We start from the raw sequence: 16,744 nt of genomic DNA on the forward strand, positions 1-16,744 counted from the left end.
GTACACGCCGTCGCTGTCCGCCCTACTGCTCGGGGGCCGAGGTTCGCGTGGCTCTGACACGCTGACGCCGAAACACTATCCTTTTGACCCTCCTGTTGATACGATTCTGTATAATGGGCCGACGCAAAAAGATCGTAGAAGAATGTGAGACACTGATGAGCGACCCGGAGCACATCCGGAACATCGCCATCGCTGCTCACGTGGACCACGGCAAGACGACGCTGACGGACAACCTGCTCGCTGGGGCAGGCATGATCTCCGACGACACCGCGGGCGAACAGCTCGCGATGGACACCGAGGAGGACGAGCAGGAACGCGGTATCACCATCGACGCGGCCAACGTCTCGATGACCCACGAGTACGAGGACAAGAACCACCTCATCAACCTCATCGACACCCCCGGCCACGTCGACTTCGGCGGGGACGTGACCCGCGCGATGCGTGCCGTCGACGGCGCCCTGGTCGTCGTGGACGCCGTCGAGGGTGCGATGCCCCAGACCGAGACGGTGCTCCGGCAGGCCCTGCGTGAGGGTGTCAAGCCGACGCTGTTCATCAACAAGGTCGACCGCCTCATCTCCGAGCTCCAGGAAGGGCCCGAGGAGATGCAGAACCGCCTCCTCAACGTCATCGACGACGTCAACGAGCTCATCCGCGGGATGACCGAGGAGATGGACGACATCGAAGACTGGACGGTCTCCGTCGAGGAGGGCACCGTCGGCTTCGGCTCCGCACTGTACAAGTGGGGCGTCTCGATGCCGTCGATGCAGCGTACCGGTATCGACTTCGGCGAGATTATGGAGCTCGAACGCGCGGACAAGCGCCAGGAACTCCACGAGCGCTCCCCGCTGTCGGACGTCGTCCTCGACATGGTCTGTGAGCACTTCCCGAACCCCGTCGACGCCCAGCCGATGCGTGTCCCACGCATCTGGCGTGGTGACGACGAGTCCGACCTCGCCGACGACATGCGACTGGTCAACGAGGACGGCGAAGTCGTCCTGATGGTCACCGACATCGGTGTCGACCCCCACGCGGGCGAGATCGCCGCCGGTCGTGTCTTCTCCGGCACGCTGGAGAAGGGCCAGGAGCTGTACGTCTCCGGGACCGCGGGCAAGAACCGCATCCAGAGCGTCGGTATCTACATGGGTGGCGAGCGTGAGGAAGTGGACCACGTCCCCGCCGGGAACATCGCCGCCGTCACCGGCCTCAAGGACGCCATCGCCGGTTCCACCGTCTCCTCCGTCGAGATGACTCCCTTCGAGTCCATCGAACACATCTCGGAGCCGGTCATCACGAAGTCCGTCGAGGCACAGAACATGGACGACCTGCCGAACCTCATCAAGACGCTCCAGCAGGTCGCCAAAGAGGACCCGACTATCCAGATCGAGATCAACGAGGACACCGGGGAACACCTCATCTCCGGCCAGGGTGAGCTCCACCTGGAGGTCATCGGCCAGCGTATCGAGCGCAACCAGGGCATCCCGATCAACACCGGTGAGCCCATCGTCGTCTACCGCGAGGCCGTCCAGAGCGAGTCCCGCGAGGTCGAGGGTCGCTCGCCGAACAACCACAACCGGTTCTACATCACCGTCGAACCGCTCGGCGACGACATCGTCGAGACCATCAAGATGGGCGAGGCGTCCATGGACATGCCCGAACTGGAGCGCCGCGAAGCGCTGCAGGAAGCCGGCATGGACAAGGACGACTCCCAGAACATCGAGCACATCCACGGCACGAACATCCTGCTCGACGAGACGAAGGGTATCCAGCACCTCAACGAGACGATGGAACTGGTCATCGAGGGCCTCGAAGAGGCACTCGACGACGGGCCGCTGGCCGCAGAGCCTGTCGAGGGGTCGCTCCTGCGCCTCCACGACGCTCGACTCCACGAGGACGCTATCCACCGTGGTCCCGCACAGGTCATCCCTGCCGTTCGGGAGGCCGTCCACAACGCCCTCATCGACGCGGACATCAAGCTGATGGAGCCGATCCAGCAGGTCCGTATCGACGTGCCCAACGACCACATGGGCGCCGCGTCCGGCGAGATTCAGGGCCGCCGTGGCCGCGTCGACGACATGTACCAGGAGGGTGACCTCATGGTCGTCGAGGGCGTCGCGCCCGTCGACGAGATGATCGGCTTCTCCAGTGACATCCGGAGCGCCACCGAGGGCCGTGCTTCCTGGAACACCGAGAACGCCGGCTTCCAGGTCATGGCCGACAACCTCCAGCCGGAGAAGATCACGGAGATTCGAGAGCGCAAGGGCATGAAGACGGAACTGCCCGCCGCTATCGACTACTTCTAGAGCACCTTTTTCTGCGTCGGGTTCGAGTCGCGCCTTCGGCGCGCTCGAACCACTCCTTGAAAAACGTGCGCGAAAAAGGCCGAACTCGCGCCCGCGGGCGCGAGTTCGGGTGCTCTGCCGGAGCGCAGCGACGGCAGGCTCGTCAGAGCAAAGCTCTGACGGTGAACCGCGCCTCACTGCGTTCGGCGCGGTATGTTTCTCTCTCTGTCTCGTTGCTCTCACTGCTTTCCGCAAACTTAGGCCCGTCCGCGTCGAACCCTCGCTATGTCCGACCGACTCCACCAACTGGTCGACCTCCTCGTCGCCGCGCTCATCGCGGGCACGTCGACGGTACTGTGGGGATTCGTGGCCCCGCCGGCGGTCGCGCTGTGGATTGCGACGCTGTTTGCCGCGATGTACTACTTCTCCCGCAACCCCTGGGGGTCGCCGAAGGGCGATGCCTACAACGAGTGGATAGACGACCTCTACGACCGGTATTTGCCCTGAGAACCCGGTCTACCGTCCCGCCAACTCGCTCTCGAAGAGCAGGTGACTGAGCGCCGCCAGTGCCAGGAAGCCGCCGATGACGATGGCCAGGTTATCGTGCACGAAGTAGAGTCCGGCCGCGCTGGCAAGGGTACCCCCGACCAGCATCGGTATGTCCCGGGCCTTTCCCCCCTCGACCAGTTCAGTCTGGGACTTCTCGGAGACGACGAGGCTGTCGCTTGTCGCGTCCCGGCGCAGGACCAGCCCGCTGGTGGTCCCGTCGCCCGAGTCGGATGGCTCGGCCCCACCGAGGAGGTAGAGGTCGGCACCGACAGGTATCCACGTCTCGGTGTACCGGCGCTTTTCGGGCGGGTCGGATTGGGGGACCGGTTCGCCGATGTGTGCACGGCGGTACTCGGTGAGGTATGCCGGCTCGTCCTCGTACGCCCCGACGGTTCGCTGCTTGCGGTGGTCGTCGTTGACCACGAAGTTCGTGCCGTCGTCGGGTTCGACCCGCATCGTTCCGGTGCCGTCGTCGACCTGAAACGGTTCCCACACCGTCCCGCGGGCGACGGTGTGCCACCGTCCGTCGTCGTCGGAGTCGTCCCACCGCTCGATTTCGTATCGCGACACCAGGCAGTGCTCCTCCGCGAGCAACCGGTCGACCGGTGTGTCGAGTGTCCGGCCGACACCCGCCAGTTCGGTGCGACCGGCGGCCGCCGCTGCAACCGTCTCCGTCGGTGTGTCCTCTATCAGCCGCGCCTGTCGCCAGTTCTCGAAGCCGTCGAGGACACACACGAGACCGAATATGAACAGGAAGCCCCCACCGAACAGCACCAGGAAGTTCGCCATCGTCAGGGCCGCTCCCCGCTGGCCCCTGGGGCCAGGCTCGCTCCGGCCGTGGCCAGTTCGCTGCCCATACACCGGCCAGTACGGACACGGAGATAATTCTTGCCCAATTACCGTGGAACGAACTCGCTGACGTCCCCGCTCACAGCAGCGACCGCACAGCGTCGACAACGCGGGTCCGCAGCGACGGCTCGAACCCGAAGAAGTTCGCCTTGCTCCGGGAGTACAGATAGCTGGCCACGGAGACGAGATTCAGAAGCGGCAGGGCCGACAGGGTCGCCCAGAACAGCGGGCCGCCGTCCCAGTCGCTGTGGGTCCGGACGTACCAGGCGTCTCTGTAGACGGCGTAGGGGAGGCCCACGAGCGTCAGCGCGCCCCACAGCAGGCCCAGCGGCGGGCCCAGCGTGGGCCCGGCGGCCGGCAGGGTGGCGAGCAGCCCGGCCGAAAGCGCCGCCCCGCCCAGCACGCCGCCGTACCAGCGCCCGCTCCCGCGTGGGGCCTCCGCGGGCGTCGCCAGCGTGGTGTGGCCCTCTCGCTCCGCCAGTTGGACCTCGCGGCCGTACAGCTCCCGCAGTTCGATACCGGTCGCGTCGAGATACCAGACGAGGGGGGCGTCGGTCGCCTCGTCGGGCCAGGCCAGATAGACGACCCGTTCGTCCAGTCCGATGTCGACAGTCAGTGCGAGTACCTCGTCGGTGCGCGCGCCCAGCGGGTAGCCATCGGGGCATCGCTCCCGGGGGACCCGTTCGGCGTCGGCGACGTGGCCGCTGTCGGCGCCGGTTTCGGGGTCCTGACCCGTGTCGAGGTCGGCGTCGAGTTCGAGAAAGGACGCGGCCGCGTCGTCGGCGTCGGCCGCGTCGGCACCGCTCTCGACGGTCGTGCACTCGCCGGCCTCCACGGTGGCCTCCTCCTCGCTCACGTGTGCGTGGTTCACAGCGGTCTGTCAAAACAGTCGGGGCCTAGAGCCCCCCGTTGAGCAGGAGGTAGAGCCCGGCCACGCTCGCGGCCAGTCCGCCTGCCATCTTCACCGGGGCCTTCCACTTCGCCTCCGTGACCAGTTCGTCCTCGCTCTCGGCGGAGACGATGAACTCGCCGCTGGCCTCGTCACGGCGCAGGACGAGCCCGCTGCTGTTTGTCTCGCTCGGCTCGCCCGGCTGGGCCCCGCCCAGGACGTACAGCTGCTGGCCGACGGGTATCCACCGCTCCGTGTACCGCCGCCGCTCGGAGAACAGGAAGCCGGTGACGCCGTCCCGGTCGGGGACGCTCACGTCGCCGTTCGCCCTGAGGAAGTCGGCGATTTCCGGCGGCTCCTGCTCGCGCCCCCCGACCTCTATCTCGCGGACGTGGGCGTCGTCGAACTCGAACCGCGTCTCGTCGTCCGGTTCGACAACCAGGGTACCGGTGCCGTCGTCGAGCTGGATGGGCCCGTACCGGGTCCCGCTGTCGATGGTCTCCCAGTCGCCGCCGTCGTCGTCGCTGTCGTACCGTTCGACCGTGTAGGTCGCGACCAGACAGTCCCCGTCACCGAAGGGGCGCCCGACTGGCGTCCCGACCGGCCGGCCGGCCCCTTCGACCTCGGTCCGGCCGGCCGCCGCCGAGCGTATCTTCTCGGTCGGGGTGTCCTGTATCAGCCGCATCCGCTGCCAGGTCCGAAAGCCGCTGTAGACGAAGTAGAGCCCGCCGCCGAACATCGCCAGGAAGAACAAGGTGCTGTCGCCCTCGTCGCTCTGGAGGAGCAACCGTGTGATGTCGAAGACGACCATTGCCGGTGTCATCGTTCGTATCTCCTGAGCCGTGCGTATGAATTATTTGGTGGGGACGCCGGTGGAGTAAACGGCTAGTCGCCGTCTCAGGCGTGGGTGGGTTGGCTCTCCTTTCCCCCTATCGCGACGGGCGCCGAGCCTACATCGCAGCGACGAGCGCGTACAGACCGAGGCCGATAAAGAGGAGTCCGATGAACAGCAGCGACTCTACCCCGTGGCCCGTCCGTGAGAGCGCGTCCGACGGACCCAGCGCCGAGACGATGAACTCGTCGCTGGTATCGTCCCGGCGGAGGACGAGTCCGCTGTCGTCCTCGCTGAGCTCGGCCGCCCCGAGCACGTACACCTCTGTGCCGACCGGTATCCACCACTCGATATACCGTCGGTCGTGGGCGAAATACGAGCGGGTAACACTGTCGGTTGCCTGCGTATCGACCTCGCTGCTGGCGCGGCAGAACTCGGCGATGGCCGGCGGTTCGGCCTCCCCGCCGTCGACTCTGACCTCGCGCCTGTGTGCACTGTCGAACTCGAAGGTCGTCCCGTCGTCAGGTTCGACCCGCATCGTTCCGGTGCCGTCGTCGACCTCGAAGGCGGTCCACCGCGTCCCGGTGGCTATCGTCTTCGAACTGCCACCACCGGCACGGTCGATTCTGTATCTCGCGACCAGACACTCGCCGTCGGCGAAGGGACGCTCGACTGGCTCCCCGATGGGGGTTCCCGCGCCCTCGAGTTCGGTCCGGCCGGCCGCGGCCGAGCGGACCGTCTCGGTCGGTGTGTCATCGACCAGCCGGCGCCGTTTCCACTCCCTGACCCCCTCCCAGATGAAGAGCAGTCCACCGAGGATGAAGACGTACGGAACAATTCTGCTACCGAGGTTCCCGCTCTGCAGCGCGGCCCCGAGTTCCACCCACCACACCATCGTCAGGCGGGCGCCATCGTCGCAGCGTCGCTCTCTCGTCCCGTCCGGCCCACGTTAGAGCCCTCCGAGCAGGAAGAACAGCCCGACCGCACTCGCCGCCACTCCGCCGGCCATCTTCGCCGGGGCCTTCCACTTCGTGTCTGAGACGATGTCTTCCTCCCCCTTCTGGGAGACGATGAACTCCTCGCTGGCGTCGTCTTCCCGCAGGACGAGCCCGCTGCTCGTCGTCTCGTCGGGTTCGACCGGCTCGGCACCGCCGAGCAGATACAGCTCATCCTCGACGGGAATCCACTTCTCGGTGTAGCGCCGTTTGGCCGAGAACAGGGAGCCGGTGACCCCGTCCCGGTCGGGGACGGCCACGTCGTCGCTTTGCTCCATGAACTCGATTATCTCGGGCGGCTCCTCGTCGTTCGAGTCGACCTTCAGCTGCCGGCTGTGTGTGTCGTCGAACTTGAAATCCGTGCTGCCGTCGGGTTCGACCCGCATGGTCCCGGTGCCGTCGTCGATCTGGAAGTCGTCGTACCGCGTCTCGCTGTCGATGGTTTCCCAGTCTTCGGTGTCGTTCGTGTTGTCGTGGCGCCACTCCTCGATTCGGTACTTCGCGACCAGACAGTCCGCCTCGCCGAAGGGTCGCTCGACCGGGTCGGTGAGTACCGTGCCGGTCCCTTCCAGCTCGGTGCGGCCCGCCGCGGCCGAGCGCACTTTCTCGGTCGCCGTGTCCTGTATCAGCCGCATCTGTTTCCACGAATCGAAGCCGTTGTAGACGGCGTACAGTCCGCCGGCGAACAGCGCCAGTGGAAAGAAGCTGCCGTCGTTGTTGCTCTGGAGCACCAGCTGAGTGAGGTCGGTCGCGAGGCCGTCGACCATCGTCAGGCAAAGGCCTCCCCGACGTCGACGTCTTGCTTCTCGGCCTCGGTCGCCTCGAACAGCTCCCGTTCGTTGTAGCCGAACTGCCGGGCGAAGACGACGTAGGGGAACTGCTCGATGCGGGTGTTGTAGTTCGTGACGGCCTCGTTGTACACCTCACGCCGGTCGGCAATCTGGTTCTCCAGCTCGCTGATGCGCTCCTGGAACTGGAGCATATTCTCCTGGGACCGAAGCTCGGGATAGTCCTCGGCGCGTGCGCGGAACGACCCCATCGCCTGCCGGACCTGTGCATCGGCCTCGGCCTGCTCCTTGGGGGTCGAGGCCCGCTCGGCCTGCTCGCGGGCCTCGGTGAGCTCGGTCAACAGCTCCTCTTCGTGGTCCATCGCCTCCTTGGCCGCGTCGATGAGCTTCGTCAGCTCGTCCTGTCGCTGTTTCAACAATACGTCGATGTTCTGTTTGCTCTGGTCGACCCGGTTGTCCAGGTTCACCAGTTGATTGTACACGTTGACGGTGTAGGCCACCGCCACGGCGAGGACGACCAGCACGACAAAGCCCGCGATAATTCCTAGTACCATGATTGGTACGTTCACCGCTTCCTATATGTAATATTTGGTGGTGTGGTACTGTACAAAACGGCCGCACGCTCTCTGGCTGTCTCCCCTGGAGCGCGCGGCGGGTCGGTTCACAGCGGCCCAGTGAGAAGCAGGTAGACGCCGGCGGTACTCACCGCGAGCCCGGCGGCCATCTTCGCCGGCGCGACCCATCTGGCGGTGCCGATCAGCTCTCGGGCGGGTTTCGCGGAGACGATGAACTCGCCGCTGGCATCGTCCCGCCGGAGCACGAGCCCGTTGGTGGTCCCTTCGTCCGTTTCGGCTCGCTCGGCCGCACCCAGGACGTACAGCTTCGCACCGATAGGTATCCATCGGGACGTGTACCGCTGCTCCTCGTTGGGCCCGGTGACGCCGTCCGTGTGCGGGACTCCGACGGTGCTGTACAGCTCGAGGAAGTCGGCGACCGCCGGTGGGGTCTGCTCGTTGGCCCCGACGCGGACCTGTTCCTCGTGTTCGGCCTCGAATTCGAGCGTGGTATCGGTGTCAGGGTCGACTCGCATCTGCCCGGTGCCGTCGTCGAGTTCGAACGCCGGCGCGATGGTGCCGCTGTCGATGGTCTTCCACTTGCCGCCGTCGTCGTTGCTGTCGTACCGTTCGACCCTGTACTCCGCGACCAGACACTCCTCGTCGCTGAAGGGCCGCGTCACGGACGCCTGTATCGGGTAGCCACGGCCTTCGAGTTCGGTTCGACCGACCGCCGCCGCCTCGACCGTCTCCGTCGGTGTGTCCTGAATCAGTCGCTTTCGCTGCCAGGTGCTGAAGCCGCTGTAGACGATATACAGACCGACTCCGACGACCAGCAGGTAGCCAACGGTTCGTTCCGCGGTCCCACTCTGGAGGAGCCCGCCGAGCGCAGCCGCGACGGTGTCCACCATCATCTCATGCCGCCCCCCGTTCACGTGCCATGCTCGATACGTTCACACAGCAACACATGAAAAATTCGGTGCTGTGGTGGCGACTCGCATACCGGCTGGCACTCACTCCAGCCCGAGCACGTCCAGATACCGGTCGTGGGCGTTCTCGTCGTGGCCGACGGCACCGTCGTACCGGACCTGCCCGCCGTCGAAGACCGTCAGCCGGTCGACGATAGCCTCGAACCGGCCGACGTGGTGGGTGACGACCAGGACCGTCCGGTCCTCGGTACAGAAATCCGCCAGAAAGTCCAGCAGGCGGCGTTTCGAGGCGTCGTCGAGTTCGCTGAACGGTTCGTCGAGCAGGAGATACGTGGGCCGTTTCAGAAAGCCCAGCGCGAGGTCGAGTTTCTTCTGCCACCCACCGGAGAGTGTGCCGGCCAGCTGGCCGGCGACACGGTCGAGCCCGAACACATCCAGTAGCCGCTCGCGCCAGGCGTCGTCGGGACAGCCCGACAGCCGGGCGAAGACGTCGAGGTTCTCCGTTACCGTGAGCCCCGGATAGAAGGTCGGTGACTGGAAGCTACAGCCGATGGGCACGTCGGGGACGGTGACGGTGCCACTCGTCGGCCGAGTCAGCCCCAGCAGGAGGTCGAGCAGTGTGGTCTTCCCGCTGCCGTTGGGACCGACCAGACAGTGGACTTCGCCGGGCTGTAGTTCGAGGTCCACGTCCTCGAGGGCGACCACGTCCCCGTAGGACTTGTTGACGCCGTCGAAGCGAATCGGTTCACTCACGGTAGCCACCCCGGTCGTAGTAGACGACCGTTCCGGCCAGAAAGAGCAGGCAAAGCGCGGTAAAGCCCGTCAGGCCCAGCAGGTAGTCGGCGTAGACCCCGACACCGTTACCCTTGAGAGAGACGCCCCGCTGGACGACCATCGAGTAGTGCAGCGGGCTCGCCTTGGCTATCTCGCGGCGCAGCGGCGAGAAAAAGCCCGCCGGATACACCAGGTTCGAGAACGCGAGGCTCCCGAACATGATGGTGACGTTCACCATCCGGCCGACGGTCCGGAACCGGGTCAGGAACATCACCCCGAGGCTGATGGCGGTGAGATAGACGAACGTGAGGAGTGTGACGCCGATAGCGGTCGGCGCGACCAGGTCGACGGCGAAGTCCAGATACCACGCGATTGCCTGGAAGGTGAGTACAGGCACGAGCAAGAGCGGTGTGAGCACGACGAACTTGCTGGCGAGCAGTTGCCACAGCGAGGACTCCACGCGGATGCGCCGGAACACCTGCTGTTCGTCCGCGACGACGTAGGGGACGTACGCGAAGGCAAAGAGCAAAGTCACGAGCATCGCCCCGACGCTGACCAGGAACTCAGAGAGCGTGCGGTCCTCGCCGACCGCGGTGCGCTCGACGCTCACGTCGGCCGGCAGCACCTGCCCGGCCTGATACCGGAGGATGCTGGCGATAGCCAGCGAGGGCTGTTCGTAGGGAACCATCTCCTCCTCGACGTACATCTCGACGGTCACCTCGGCGTCTTTCTCCAGCAGGTCGGGCGGGACGACGAAGACGGCATACACCTCCTCGCGGGTGAGCGCGCGCATGGCCTGGTCGCGCTCGCCGACCTCGTAGCTGTGTGGCTCCGCGAAGAAGGTCGTCACGCCCCGCATCGCCGTCATTTCGTCCTCGGTGACGTTCTCGTTCGCGGGGACGAGCGCGACCGGTGTGTCACGGGGGATGACCTGCTGGAACGCGACGGTCCCGGCCGCCACGATAGAGGGGAGGACGACGAGCACCAGGACGACGGTCGCGAGGTTGTGTCGCAGCCACCGCAGCTCCTTGTACAGCAGTGACCGCAGTGACATCAGAATTCCCCGTACAGATAGCGGACGGTCCGCTGGAACGCGCCCAGTGGCTGCTCGTAACGCACTGTCACCGTCTTGTCCTCTCGCGTCACGTTCACCGAGTCAAGCGCCGCGGCGACGCTCTCGTTTTCGATGGTTTGCTGGCCGATGACCGCCGCACCCTTCGTCGCCTGTTCGACCGTCTGGGCGTTCGCCCCGCTTGAGGCACCCAGTCGGACCGTCAGCCCGGCGTCGCCGCCCTCGATGTAGTACGTGCCCGAGGCGGTGTCGAGCTTCCGGTACGCCTCGGTGTTGAGGAAGCCGCCGCTGTCGCCGGGCACCCATCGCTCTGGCGCCGTGGTCGCGAAGCGAACCGTCCCGTTGTCCGTGTTCTCGTAGGTCTGCCGGAGCGGCCCCTCGACGGTGTCGGCGTCCCCCGCGTTCACGTCGATGGTGTCCCGAACCGCGGCCTGCGTGCCGACGACGAGCTGCCCCTCGCCCAGCACCCCGATGTAGCGGTTGGAGGCGTTCGCGGGAGCGTAGACGGTCTGGCCGTTGTACGTCGTCGACTGATACGAGCTGTTCGTGGTGTCCTGAATGCCCTCGACGGCGGTGTCGATTTCGGCGTTCGTGTGCAGGACGAACCCGTGGTAGGCCGATTCGTTGGCCGACCGGTTGTCGCTGAAGACGACCACCTCGCGGGCTGGTCCGGGGTCGATACCGGTCTCGTTTCCGAAGGCTGCGGTGGCGTTGTCCGCCCCGCCCAGCGGCACGCCGCTGACCACCACCTCGAACTGTGTGAGCCGGTCGCTGGTGATTGCCAGGTCGACCCGGACGAGGGTGTCGACGCCCGCCGGCACCTGGTTTATCGCGCCGGCCGAGTCCGAGCCACCGGTCAGCAAGAGCACCCCAGCGATAGCGACGACCGTGATACCCACTGCGAGCAGCAGCTTTTGTTTCGATATCCCGTCCCCTAACACCATCTGTTTCTGCTCCACAATGTCGAGCCGATGGTAAATGTGTACTGATTAGTACCCCGAGCGGTTCCCGACGCCGCCGTCCGAAACGGCGGGATTCTTATAGCTACCCGCTTTGAGTGACCGGTAATGAGACCTACGAGCTTACAGGAGGTGAGCGGGCGATGAGCGACTCGACCGACGAGGTTCGGTCCTACACAGTGCGGCTCGAACTCGTCGACGAGCCGGGCGCACTGTTGAACGCGCTCGAACCCATCGCCAGCAACGGCGGCAACCTCCTCTCTATCTTCCACGAGCGGGGGAACCTCACCCCGCGGGGCCACATCCCGGTCGAGGTCGACCTGGAGGCCACCCCGGAGCGCTTCGAGGGTATCGTCGAGGCGCTGCGCGGGGCCGGTATCAACGTCATCCAGGCCGGCGCCGAGCGCTACAGCGAGGCCATGACGGTCGTCCTCTCGGGCCACCTCATCAACACCGACCTCTCCGACACCGTCTCGCGCATCCAGGAGGCGACCAACGCGACGGTGACCGACCTCTCGCTGTCCGCACCGGAAGGCACCGAAGACGCCTCGAGTGCGCGTATCCGGCTGGCGACCGAACAGGACGCCGCCGAGGGCGTCATCGACACGGTCCGTGAGGTCGCAGGCGAGAAGGACCTGCGCGTCATCGAGCCGCTCGGGCCCGGAGGTGACCTATGAGACTCGCCGTCATCGGCGCCGGCGCCGTCGGTTCCTCGGTCGTCGAACTCGCCGCCGACTACGGTCACACCGTCACCGCCTACGCCGACTCACAGAGCGCTGCCGTCGACCCCGACGGTATCGACGTCGAAGGGGCCTTCGAGCGAAAGCAAACCGATGGCATCGTCGGTGACGACGACCCGGCGACCGCGGTCGAGGGGCCCTACGACGTGCTCGTGGAGGCCACGCCGACGACGCTGGGCGACGCCCAGCCCGGCTTCGGCCACGTCGAGGCCGCGCTCACGAACGACCGCCACGTCGTGCTGGCGAACAAGGGACCGGTGGCCGAGCGCTACGCCGACGTGCGCGCTCTCGAACGCGACAGCGCCGGCTCCGTGCTGTTCGAGGCGACCGTCGGCGGCGCGATGCCGGTCCTCTCCACTATCGACGACTTCGACCCCGAACACATCACCGCGGTGCGTGGCGTGCTCAACGGCACCGCTAATTTCATTCTCTCGCGCATGGGCGCGGAGGGGCTAGGCTACGAGCACGTCCTGGCGGAGGCCCAGGACCTGGGCGTCGCCGAGGCCGACCCGACCTTCGACGTCGACGGCACCGACGCCGCGTTGAAAGGTGTGATCGTCGCGAACGTCCTCTCGGACGACGACACCGAGTACACGCTCGAAGACGCCGACGTCGAGGGCATCCAGGACATCGAGGGCTCCGCGTTAGAACTGGCCGCCGAGGACGGCCGAACTGTTCGGTTGATCGCCGAGGTCGTCGAGGGCGAGGTCCGGGTCGGTCCGCGGCTCGTCCCCGAGCACGCCCCGCTGGCCCCGACGGGCACGCGCAACATCGTCCAGCTGGAGACCGAACACGCCGGGCGGCTCAACATCTCCGGCCGGGGCGCCGGCGGCCCCGAGACCGCGAGTGCGGTGCTCGCCGACGTCGGGCGGCTGCCCGAGCTGTCGTAGGCCCACCGTAACCGCGGTGCCCCCTGTGTGGCCGCCACATACGACACACTCTCTCAAATCGCCAGACAGCGGGCCTCTCCGTGGCGCGGACTTTCGAAATCGTTTTATGAACCACCGGCTAAAGACTCCGATACAGCGCCCCTGCGCGTGAGAAACAACATGAGCGACGAACAACACCAGAACCTGGCCATCATCGGCCACGTCGACCACGGTAAGAGCACGCTCGTCGGCCGACTCCTGTACGAGACAGGATCGGTCCCCGAGCACGTCATCGAACAGCACAAGGAAGAGGCAGAGGAGAAGGGCAAGGGCGGCTTCGAGTTCGCCTACGTCATGGACAACCTCGCCGAAGAGCGAGAGCGTGGTGTCACCATCGACATCGCCCACCAGGAGTTCAGCACGGACACCTACGACTTCACCATCGTCGACTGTCCCGGCCACCGCGACTTCGTGAAGAACATGATCACGGGCGCGAGCCAGGCCGACAACGCCGTCCTCGTCGTCGCCGCCGACGACGGTGTCCAGCCGCAGACCCAGGAGCACGTCTTCCTGGCCCGCACCCTGGGCATCGGCGAACTCATCGTCGCGGTCAACAAGATGGACCTCGTCGACTACGCCGAGTCCGACTACAAGACCACCGTCGAAGAGGTCAAGGACCTCCTCAACCAGGTCCGCTTCGACACCGACGACGCCGAGTTCATCCCGATTTCGGCCTTCGAGGGCGACAACATCGCCTCCGAGTCCGACAACACGGGCTGGTACGACGGCGAAATCCTGCTCGAAGCCCTCAACAACCTGCCGGCCCCGGAGCCGCCGACGGACGCGCCGCTCCGACTGCCGATTCAGGACGTCTACACCATCTCCGGTATCGGTACCGTCCCTGTAGGCCGCGTCGAGACGGGTATCCTCAACACCGGCGACAACGTCAGCTTCCAGCCGTCTGACGTCTCCGGCGAGGTCAAGACCGTCGAGATGCACCACGAGGAAGTCCCCAAGGCCGAGCCCGGTGACAACGTCGGGTTCAACGTCCGTGGCGTCGGCAAGGACGACATCCGCCGCGGTGACGTCTGTGGCCCCGCCGACGACCCGCCGTCGGTCGCCGAGACGTTCCAGGCCCAGATCGTCGTGATGCAGCACCCGTCGGTCATCACCGAGGGCTACACGCCGGTCTTCCACGCCCACACCGCACAGGTCGCCTGTACGGTCGAGTCCCTGGACAAGAAGATCGACCCCTCCTCCGGCGAGGTCGCCGAGGAGAACCCGGACTTCATCCAGAACGGCGACGCCGCCGTCGTGACGGTCCGACCCCAGAAACCCCTCAGCATCGAGCCGTCCTCCGAGATTCCGGAGCTCGGTTCGTTCGCGATTCGGGACATGGGTCAGACCATCGCCGCTGGGAAAGTCCTCAGCGTCAACGAGCGATAACACATGTCCCAGCAGGCACGCGTTCGGCTCGCGGGCACGAGTCCCGAGGACCTGGACAACATCTGCGACGACGTGCGGGAGATCGCCGAGAAGACGGGGGTCGAACTGTCGGGCCCCGTCCCGCTCCCCACGAAGACGCTGGAAGTCCCCACCCGCAAGTCCCCCGACGGTGAGGGGACCGCGACGTGGGAACACTGGGAGATGCGCGTCCACAAGCGCCTCATCGATATCGATGCCGACGAACGGGCCCTGCGCCAGCTGATGCGCATCCAGGTGCCCAACGACGTCTCCATCGAGATCGTCCTCGAGGACTGAGTGAAGCGCCAGCTTCACGACGGTCGGAAGACAGACGTCTTCCGGGACTGAGCAGAATCTCCGATTCTGCGAAGGTCGAGGCGCGCCCTGCGGGCGCGACTCGGAACTGAGCGGAACCGGAGGTTCAGCGAGGGCCGCTCGACGGCTCTCCGGCTCGCACCCCGAATCGCTGGCCGGGACACACTCCACATTCGTGTGCATCGCTATCGAAAATCGCCCTCACGCGCAGGGTTTTTACCACCCCGCGTTCGAGAGGCACGTGCGGGCTCGTAGATCAGTGGCAGATCGCTTCCTTCGCAAGGAAGAGGCCCCGGGTTCAAATCCCGGCGAGTCCATGCGAATTTCGCTCGTTCGGTAATCGCCACATAGCGGTCGTTCTTTATATAACCCATACACCGTTGAGCCGCGTGTTCGCTCCGTCACGAGGCACGGATTGCCGGTTGTGTGTTGATGATTTTTCGGAGTCCACTGCGCGCCGTATGGTGGTTTTGGAAAATGACAGAGGAGAGCTTGTGCGCCAGTCAGCTATTCAGAGTGGGAAGCCGTACAGGAATACCATAATAATCGGTCCAGCACCGTACAGGAGCAATGCGACCTTGTAAAATTCGGATGACATACTCGTCTTTGTCAGATAGGAAACGGATGCGACAACTGCGAATACAACCGCTATAGCGGTGTATGCACGCCACATCTGAGCGAGTTGATTCCAAATCGGATATGCAGTCGAGAAGACCAAACCACCAGCACTCGCAATTCCTACTCTACCGATGTGGCCCTGACGAAGCTGTTGAACCCCAATAAGTGCAAGTACAGCCACTGATGCCTGCATTGGGACTGATAATTGTATGAACTGCTGGACTGGGTTGGTGATTTGCATACTTAATATATCAGGTCAAAATAATATAAACTCTCGTTTACCGGAGTGAAAGTAGAACCCTGAGATTGGCTTCTGGTATCTCGTACACATGACCAGCAGAGGAAATTTGTTAGTCCCATGTAGCGCACTCCGTGCGTTGGGGTGCGATGACGCCCGCGCCGCCCTTACGTCTTTTTCGGCCATCATACCACTGTCAGCACGCAGGCGTTCCGCGAGTATTGTGGAGTCCGTTCCTTCGCCGTCCACAGTGGGGGTTGGACAGTCCACAGCCGTTTGCAGAACGACCAGCCTGTATCTACAAATTAGGTGGCAAACAGGTCGGCTGTACGCGCCGGAACACAGATTAGCGACTGCGTCGCCTCCGCGATGAGGACGCGGTTGACGCGAAAATGGTGGAACTCCCTCCTATATGGTTCCTGATACAATGAGGACAAAACCCGAATACAGCGATTCTACACCAACATATCGGTAGTTTTATGCTCATAGACGTTGTCTATAGAGTGAGGGAAATCCGGACGGAGTAGTGTGGTTTTGTTGTGGTAGTACTGTTCGGTAGTGGTAGTTAATGTCCGTATTCAAAGTGGTTCTTCGTGGAATATTAGTTACGTCTACACCGCGATGACGCGGAGAGGGTAAATTCAGTTCAGTGGTAGAATTGAATCTGTGAACTCCAGGCACGGTGTTGAAATCCTCAGCAGAACTCTAACCACATCCCGGCGTCATCGCATTTCGACTCGGTGAATTAGTCCACTGAACTACCCCTCTCTATTGTCTCTCCCCTTCTTGCGTTCCTCAATGCTCAACACAATGAGGTCGGAGTCCTACCTGAGCAGACACCGCCCAGCTCATCGTGTCAAGGATGGGATGGCCCACGGCATCTACGACGACCGTGGAAGGGCCAAGCATCGGTTGGAACACGGGTGGGCGTCGCGCGTCCGTACTTACGTAAGTCTCTCTCAGAAATATACCACTCAGCGGTGCAGTTTCGCGGTGATGGAGAGCTTCGATACCCTGTCGATAGGAGTGCA

At 64.5% G+C, this 16,744-nt stretch carries 17 protein-coding genes and 1 tRNA gene; 7 read left to right on the plus strand and 11 right to left on the minus strand.

Annotated elements, in window-relative coordinates; all coding sequences use genetic code 11:
- Positions 1-113 precede the first annotated feature (113 nt).
- On the plus strand, positions 114-2,300 hold the full coding sequence (locus tag EGD98_RS16885; RefSeq protein ID WP_220589572.1) for an elongation factor EF-2: 2,187 nt from the start codon (positions 114-116) through the stop codon (positions 2,298-2,300).
- A gap of 264 nt (positions 2,301-2,564) precedes the next feature.
- Positions 2,565-2,786 carry a hypothetical protein gene (locus EGD98_RS16890; RefSeq protein ID WP_220589573.1) on the plus strand — a complete coding sequence of 74 codons (222 nt, stop codon included), beginning with the start codon at positions 2,565-2,567 and terminating at the stop codon, positions 2,784-2,786.
- Between the two features lie 9 nt (positions 2,787-2,795).
- Here the strand turns inward: EGD98_RS16890 and EGD98_RS16895 are convergent, their stop codons facing one another.
- The 10 genes from EGD98_RS16895 to EGD98_RS16940 form a co-directional block, all read right to left on the minus strand.
- A complete protein-coding gene (locus tag EGD98_RS16895; protein WP_220589574.1) occupies positions 2,796-3,617 on the minus strand; it encodes an E3 ubiquitin ligase family protein in 822 nt (273 codons plus the stop codon).
- A gap of 139 nt (positions 3,618-3,756) precedes the next feature.
- Positions 3,757-4,533, minus strand: coding sequence for a hypothetical protein (locus tag EGD98_RS16900; protein WP_220589575.1), 777 nt, complete (start codon positions 4,531-4,533; stop codon positions 3,757-3,759).
- 40 nt (positions 4,534-4,573) lie between these two features.
- Entirely contained in the window at positions 4,574-5,389 is an 816-nt protein-coding gene (locus tag EGD98_RS16905) for a GIDE domain-containing protein (RefSeq protein ID WP_220589576.1), read from the minus strand.
- A 127-nt stretch (positions 5,390-5,516) separates the two neighbouring features.
- Positions 5,517-6,293, minus strand: coding sequence for a GIDE domain-containing protein (locus tag EGD98_RS16910; protein WP_220589577.1), 777 nt, complete (start codon positions 6,291-6,293; stop codon positions 5,517-5,519).
- Between the two features lie 54 nt (positions 6,294-6,347).
- A complete protein-coding gene (locus EGD98_RS16915; RefSeq protein ID WP_220589578.1) occupies positions 6,348-7,160 on the minus strand; it encodes a GIDE domain-containing protein in 813 nt (270 codons plus the stop codon).
- A gap of 2 nt (positions 7,161-7,162) precedes the next feature.
- Positions 7,163-7,735 carry a LemA family protein gene (locus EGD98_RS16920; RefSeq protein ID WP_220589579.1) on the minus strand — a complete coding sequence of 191 codons (573 nt, stop codon included), beginning with the start codon at positions 7,733-7,735 and terminating at the stop codon, positions 7,163-7,165.
- Positions 7,736-7,842: 107 nt separating this feature from the next.
- Entirely contained in the window at positions 7,843-8,649 is an 807-nt protein-coding gene (locus tag EGD98_RS16925) for an E3 ubiquitin ligase family protein (protein ID WP_220589580.1), read from the minus strand.
- A gap of 99 nt (positions 8,650-8,748) precedes the next feature.
- Positions 8,749-9,417, minus strand: a complete 669-nt coding sequence (locus EGD98_RS16930; RefSeq protein ID WP_220589581.1) for an ABC transporter ATP-binding protein — start codon at positions 9,415-9,417, stop codon at positions 8,749-8,751.
- Positions 9,410-10,492 carry an ABC transporter permease gene (locus tag EGD98_RS16935; protein ID WP_220589582.1) on the minus strand — a complete coding sequence of 361 codons (1,083 nt, stop codon included), beginning with the start codon at positions 10,490-10,492 and terminating at the stop codon, positions 9,410-9,412. Before EGD98_RS16935 ends, EGD98_RS16930 begins: the two co-directional genes overlap by 8 nt.
- Complete coding sequence (locus EGD98_RS16940; protein ID WP_220589583.1) at positions 10,492-11,454, minus strand: hypothetical protein; 963 nt, start codon at positions 11,452-11,454, stop codon at positions 10,492-10,494. The genes EGD98_RS16935 and EGD98_RS16940 overlap by 1 nt, the downstream gene beginning before the upstream one ends.
- 158 nt (positions 11,455-11,612) lie before the next feature.
- Here EGD98_RS16940 and EGD98_RS16945 point away from each other — a divergent pair, with 158 nt between their 5' ends.
- The 5 genes from EGD98_RS16945 to EGD98_RS16965 all read left to right on the plus strand — a co-directional run bounded on the left by EGD98_RS16945 (position 11,613) and on the right by EGD98_RS16965 (position 15,174).
- A complete protein-coding gene (locus EGD98_RS16945) occupies positions 11,613-12,146 on the plus strand; it encodes an amino acid-binding protein (protein WP_220589584.1) in 534 nt (177 codons plus the stop codon).
- Positions 12,143-13,099 carry a homoserine dehydrogenase gene (locus tag EGD98_RS16950; RefSeq protein WP_220589585.1) on the plus strand — a complete coding sequence of 319 codons (957 nt, stop codon included), beginning with the start codon at positions 12,143-12,145 and terminating at the stop codon, positions 13,097-13,099. The genes EGD98_RS16945 and EGD98_RS16950 overlap by 4 nt, the downstream gene beginning before the upstream one ends.
- A 159-nt stretch (positions 13,100-13,258) precedes the next feature.
- The gene (gene tuf / locus EGD98_RS16955; RefSeq protein ID WP_220589586.1) at positions 13,259-14,524 is read left to right on the plus strand and encodes a translation elongation factor EF-1 subunit alpha; all 1,266 of its coding nucleotides are present in this window, start codon (positions 13,259-13,261) and stop codon (positions 14,522-14,524) included.
- Positions 14,525-14,527: 3 nt separating this feature from the next.
- On the plus strand, positions 14,528-14,839 hold the full coding sequence (rpsJ, locus tag EGD98_RS16960; RefSeq protein ID WP_220589587.1) for a 30S ribosomal protein S10: 312 nt from the start codon (positions 14,528-14,530) through the stop codon (positions 14,837-14,839).
- Positions 14,840-15,102: 263 nt separating this feature from the next.
- Positions 15,103-15,174 (plus strand) — tRNA-Ala (locus EGD98_RS16965).
- A gap of 194 nt (positions 15,175-15,368) precedes the next feature.
- Here EGD98_RS16965 and EGD98_RS16970 read toward each other — a convergent pair.
- On the minus strand, positions 15,369-15,716 hold the full coding sequence (locus tag EGD98_RS16970; protein ID WP_220589588.1) for a hypothetical protein: 348 nt from the start codon (positions 15,714-15,716) through the stop codon (positions 15,369-15,371).
- Positions 15,717-16,744: the final 1,028 nt, after the last annotated feature.

Origin of the sequence: Haloarcula salinisoli (genome assembly GCF_019599405.1) — an archaeon.
Classification (GTDB): domain Archaea; phylum Halobacteriota; class Halobacteria; order Halobacteriales; family Haloarculaceae; genus Haloarcula; species Haloarcula salinisoli.